Origin of the sequence: Vibrio sp. Vb0598 (assembly GCF_033338935.1) — a bacterium.
In the GTDB taxonomy this organism is placed as follows: Bacteria; Pseudomonadota; Gammaproteobacteria; order Enterobacterales; family Vibrionaceae; genus Vibrio; species Vibrio alginolyticus.
In genome coordinates this window covers 1-1,017 of sequence record NZ_JAWOTP010000324.1, presented here as the reverse complement: position 1 = coordinate 1,017, position 1,017 = coordinate 1, and the positions used below count along the sequence as shown (strand labels likewise).

Here is a 1,017-nt window from a genome sequence, read left to right as displayed (position 1 = left end):
TACGGAAAAAAGAGAAGATAACGAACAGTGTCACGAGCCAAAAGGTTTGATTGAGGACGAACAGCAATGCCAACGGTGCAAAGCACACTGCCATAATCAAAATGGGGTGAGGCATCACGATCCAAAGCAACGCAATCACGACGGTGATCGTCAGCGCTGCAATGGATTGTTTTGTTCTCACATCGGTTGGGCTCATATCGAATATCTCTTTACTTGTCCGCGCCATCGGATGAATTGCTGACTTAATGCGCTGCGGGCTTCTTTACTCATGTAACGAACGGCGAGTCCTGCCAGCAGGCTGCATGTCAAAATGCAAATTGCGATGGCGATTCCTATCGATTGTGAAGAGTGAAGCAGGAACAGTGCCACACCTGAGATAATTTGCAGTAAAACCATCAAACTCAAATGGAATGGTAGAGTCATACACTGTTGGCCAACCGCGTAAGTTAGGCCGAGTTTACAAAGCTGCGCGTAGTACAACGCAATGAACACACCAAAAATACCGAGAGAAGACAAACCAAACAGCAACCCAATCGCAACGAAGGCAGAAACCACATTAATACCAAGCAACCATCGGGTTCTGCGTTTGAAAAGAATGGCGATGTTTAACAATTCGCTCCATTCCTTGAGCATCGCAATCGGTAGCAAGAACAGAGTGTAAAGTACCGCTTCATGGTAGGTCTCTGGCAAGAAGTTCGTGATCATGACCATTGCTAGTGTCGCTACAACCACGCTGAGCGCAGAAACATAAATCATCCCTAAATGGGAAACACGCACGGCTTCATTATCTCGACCATTTTCGAGGTATGCAAAGCGTCGTGGCATCCACCACATGCCAAATGGCTGCACCAAAATACACATACCCACTGCGAACTTAACCGCAATCGCATAAATGCCTAACGTCGCCAACGAAGCATTTGCACCGATGAACCAGCGCTCGGCGCCATTCAAACAAAACGCGACAAGCGCAGACAACATTACTGGTAGGCAGTAATTCAAATACTGCTTGGCTAAGGC

General features: G+C 47.2%; 1 protein-coding gene and 1 pseudogene. Both read right to left on the bottom strand.

What is annotated here, in order from left to right; genetic code table 11:
• A pseudogene (locus R7Q38_RS25020) lies at window positions 1-196 on the bottom strand (hypothetical protein); the annotation flags it as partial.
• The coding region (locus R7Q38_RS25015; RefSeq protein WP_411913413.1) for a lipopolysaccharide biosynthesis protein at window positions 193-1,017 on the bottom strand (825 nt) is incomplete at its 5' end. The pseudogene R7Q38_RS25020 and the gene R7Q38_RS25015, both read right to left, overlap by 4 nt.